Origin of the sequence: Borrelia sp. A-FGy1, assembly GCF_014084025.1 — a bacterium.
GTDB lineage: Bacteria > Spirochaetota > Spirochaetia > Borreliales > Borreliaceae > Borrelia.
Genome location: NZ_CP043699.1, coordinates 1 through 4,157, shown reverse-complemented (window position 1 = coordinate 4,157; position 4,157 = coordinate 1). Strand labels below are relative to the sequence as shown.

The following is a 4,157-nucleotide window of genomic DNA, read 5'->3' as shown; positions in this document are numbered from 1 at the left end:
GTATAAAGATTCTTATTATCTTCTTTAGTAAACTTACCTTTATTTTCTTGCTTATCTATACTAAAAGCAGCACTAGCAGAATCAGAAGGAGCATCTGCAAGTATGTCAAGGCTACTCTCATGTTTTTTGGCTTCACTTGTAGTATCACTTGTATTTTCATCTTGCTTGCTAGAAGAAGTATCTGTTTCTAGCTTACTAATATTGCTAGCATCTGATTTTTTACCTGAGTTATTATTTCCAAAAAACTTGCAAGACATAAACAACACTGATATTAGCAGTAAAATAAACAAATTGCACCTCATAGACATTAATGCCCTCTTTTTCTTTATTTATTAACCTAAATATAATTTTTATTATAAAGCAAGTATAGAAACAAATTTGTAAATATTGCATAGCTTGTCAATAGCGGCAACCATTTTGCCTACCTCTACTCCTACTTTATTACCAGCAAAAAACTTCTTTGCTTGATCAAACCACCAATCTTCAAATCCAGGATAAGACATACCAGCTATAGCACCTACAATGACATCAACAGCATTGCCTCCTTTTCCATTAGCATACTGCTTAGCAGCATCTCTAAACTTAGCAAAAGCTTGTTTAAACTAGCTGCAATATAAGCCAGAAGCAACAGTAACAAAAGCATCAGCATAAGCAAGGCAGGCTGTTTCGGTAGTTTTTTTAATAACAGTAAGAAGATTTCTAACTGTTTTTAAACAAGCTATATTTTTTTTCTTTTCTCTTCAGTATCATTTTCTGTCTTTGTCCTACTCTCGGCTTCACTAGCCTCACTTATAGCTTCCTTATACTCCGCAATTGTTTCATCTAGAAGTTTTAGTGTCATAACTAGGCGCAGCATTCTTTAGCATCTTGCTAAGCTTAGCGCATTCTTCTTCTGTCTTTTTGTTTTCTAAGTCAGCAATAGCATATCTACGATTTGCAGAACAACTTTTCTTGAAATATATAGTACTATAATCATCACAATCAGTATAGATGTCAATAATGTTATAAGACATTACATGCTTTTGATAAATATAAACTAGACTAGATTGGTGGTATGTTGTAGTTTTTCTAAAAAAAGACTTAAGCTTGTCTTTGCCGTCTTTAGTTAACATAGAAGTATTTTCTTGCTTGGCTAGATTAGTGCAAAAAATATTATAAGCATTAACTAAGGGTGGATCTTTTTTGCATCTGCTTTTATTTCTAAAAAACTTGCAAAATAGAAATAGTATCTTTGATACAGTTGATATAATTAAAGCAAGTATGGCGTTCCTTATCCTTTTCTTATAATATTTACCCCCTAAGCTATTTGTTTTGTTAGATCCAGAGAAAAGTCTAGATAAATCAAGAATAATTGGCATTATATCTCATAAAAATTGATTTTGTTATTACAACTTTAGTTATCTTTTATCCTAAGCTAAATTGCTACTAAAAGTAAAATAAAGTACAAATTAAGTTATATTTGAACCAAAGAAAGACAAAAGTAAATCTTTTACTGTGTTTTTTAAGTGTGTCTGCTCTATACTTGGTTAATAAGTATTCTTTTAAAACATAGTATTTTTTTAGATTAAAATTTTTTTCATAATAAAAGGAGATATCTTTAAGGATGTCTTCCTTTTATTTGAACTTGAAGTATTTGTACGTTAATACTCTAAATCATTTATACTTTAATGTAATGTATCCATTTTAATTAAATTAGGATGCTAGAGATAAGTATTATTTTGATACTCCTGAATGATATTTTTCATATAAAGCCCAAGCTCTTTTTTTATTTTTTAAAGATAGTTCGTCTAGAGTTTCATCATATCTATAAAGAGGCAAATGTATAGAGGTAACAAAAAGCAAAATAAAGAAGACCAAATTAGCTCCTTTATTCTCCTTGTTGTATCAATTCTATCTAGATAAGATGAAGAACGACTCTTAACTTTAAAAATACTGCAAATTAATTTACTCAAATTACCTTCCTTACATATAAATATAAACTAGGATATATTGCGTAAAGTAAAAAGTTATGCTTTATAAAAATAATATAGCAATATTGTCTTTTCTTAAAAGACAATATAAAGGTTTTATATATTTTAGTGTTAATTGAAATTTTTGTTAGATAGCTATCTAATTTTAGTATAAAAGTTAAGTAAACCAAGATAATCGCTAAATTTAGAGGTACCTTTATTTAACATATCTTAATTGGAGAGGATTAAGGTTTATAAAGAAAGGTAAGCTTACAAGGAAGATAAAAAAGATAATTTTATTATTGGAAGTTTAAGTAGACCTACCCTTATTGACTTAAAGACCCCTTAAAGACAAAAGAGGCTCATTTTATTATGACCTTTTTTGTCTTTGTATAAAAATAGAGATTTTCTATACTTAGCATATAAAGCATTTATATTTTTTTATGCATGATATCAAAACCAATAAAGGCTCTAAAAAAAGATCCTTTATTGGTAAAAGAGAATAAGAGAGATAGGTAAAAGCAAAATATTAACAAAAAAAATTTATATACTTTTTTTACAAAGAACATAACTTTCTAAAGTTAGATATTTTGTATCTAGCAGTATAATATAATTTAAAGAAAAATAAAGGTTTTGTTTTAATATTTTAAATATGAATATTATTTATTGGGTTTTTGTAGGTGCTTTTATAGGTATTTTGATACCCGTACTTATTTATATTTATAATTTCATATCCTATATAAGAAAAAAAAGGTAATAAGAGAAATAGTACTGTAAATAGTATAAATGTTAGCTAAATTACCTCACTTAAGCTTAAAAAGGCACAAAGGTTATCTTTTTTTTTCTTAAAAGTACACTATATTTAAGTTAATCTTTAAACCTATATTTTATAAAAATAAAAGCATTTATTTTTAATACTCCCTGGTATAAAAGTAGTGCTTTTATTTTTAATTTATAAAAAACATACCCTAAAAAGCATGCTTTTTAAGTAAATGAAATTAATTAGTTTTGAATGTTTTATTGAGAGGTTATTTCATCTATTTATTTGAAAATATCTAACCTTACCTAGATACCCTAATAATAATTCACTTTTAAGATGAAACAAATATTAGGCAATGAGGTTAGACTTAAAGATCTGCAAGAATATCTTTTTTTGTGTTCTGCAAGTAGATTTATAATCGATTCCCATTTGTTTGAGGTTAGAGTTTGGGAAAGAAGTAAGCTGACGTAAGTTATTATATTGGTTTTCATTTTTGTTAAAAAAGTCTTGAACTAGAAAAGCAATAGTTTTTTCTATATAAGAGCTAGCCTGCCTAAAATGAGCAAGAGAAGTGGCATTTAAAACTAGCTTCTTAAAAGAAGCTAGGTAGGATAAAATTTTATCTATATTTAGTAGAGAGTCATTAACTAAGATAATATTATTTATCTTAGAAGGAGATACAAAAGAATCTTTACAAAGAAATGCATCTTTACTTAAAGTAGGAGCTATTTTTTGTGTAAAAATAAAATAATAAATAGCTTCAATAGTTTTAGTAGTAAGAGCAAGACTAAATATTATTTTAATAATTCTATTGACTTCTCTAGCATGAAAATATAAGCTAGAATTAGCTTTTAAAAATATAATAGCTTTAATAATTAAGCTAGCATCAACAATAGAATACTTTCTAAAGAGTCTGCTACCATTTATTTTATATAATAAAAAATTAATATATTTTTTAACAGCTAAAATTGATCTATTATTAAGATGCTCTAGTAGAGATTAAAAATAAATTAATTGTGGTTTATAAGAATAGGGACAGAAGAAGGTTTGGTTAGTCTTTTTCTAAAAAACTTAGGAAGTAAAAACATAATATCTATAATAATTATACAACTCTTTTACTTTTAGAAGCAACTTTGGTATTTTTGTTAATAACTAATAACTTTGTACTAATAACAACTAATTATAATTAGTTGTTATTAGTACAAAGTTAATTCCCTATCCTTTTTTTTCTTAAAAACACCTCTTTTCCTCATACTCTAATTTAGCTATTTTAAATTTTCTTACCCTTAACATAAAAACTTTACTATATTTATTTTTAATATTATAATTATTATTTATATAGATATTGTTTACTATTAAATAAGTAAAGAGCAAAGTTTTATTAAAAAGGAAATATAAATATTATGCGATTATGTTTAATAAAAATTTTTATTATACCTAATTTAGTA

The 4,157-nt window shown here is 25.9% G+C and carries 4 protein-coding genes and 1 pseudogene; all 5 read right to left on the bottom strand.

The genetic code is table 11. From position 1 onward, the window contains the following. Positions 1–302 (bottom strand): annotated as a pseudogene (locus tag F0310_RS05455) (hypothetical protein); the annotation flags it as partial. 51 nt (positions 303–353) lie between these two features. Beyond that, on the bottom strand, positions 354–503 hold the full coding sequence (locus tag F0310_RS05850) for a hypothetical protein (RefSeq protein WP_232535990.1): 150 nt from the start codon (positions 501–503) through the stop codon (positions 354–356). A 215-nt stretch (positions 504–718) separates the two neighbouring features. After that, on the bottom strand, positions 719–841 hold the full coding sequence (locus F0310_RS05905; RefSeq protein ID WP_255492106.1) for a hypothetical protein: 123 nt from the start codon (positions 839–841) through the stop codon (positions 719–721). Next, a complete protein-coding gene (locus tag F0310_RS05845) occupies positions 819–1,358 on the bottom strand; it encodes a hypothetical protein (protein ID WP_232535989.1) in 540 nt (179 codons plus the stop codon). Before F0310_RS05845 ends, F0310_RS05905 begins: the two co-directional genes overlap by 23 nt. A gap of 355 nt (positions 1,359–1,713) precedes the next feature. Further along, positions 1,714–1,857 (bottom strand): hypothetical protein, encoded by a 144-nt coding sequence (locus F0310_RS05980; RefSeq protein WP_182117956.1) that lies wholly within the window; start codon positions 1,855–1,857, stop codon positions 1,714–1,716. Between the last annotated feature and the right edge of the window lie 2,300 nt (positions 1,858–4,157).

Coding starts and splice junctions, on each gene's coding strand:
- F0310_RS05845 (WP_232535989.1), bottom strand. CDS start 1,358: ATGCCAATTATTCTTGATTTATCTAGACTTTTCTCTGGATCTAACAAA.
- F0310_RS05905 (WP_255492106.1), bottom strand. CDS start 841: ATGACACTAAAACTTCTAGATGAAACAATTGCGGAGTATAAGGAAGCT.
- F0310_RS05850 (WP_232535990.1), bottom strand. CDS start 503: ATGTCTTATCCTGGATTTGAAGATTGGTGGTTTGATCAAGCAAAGAAG.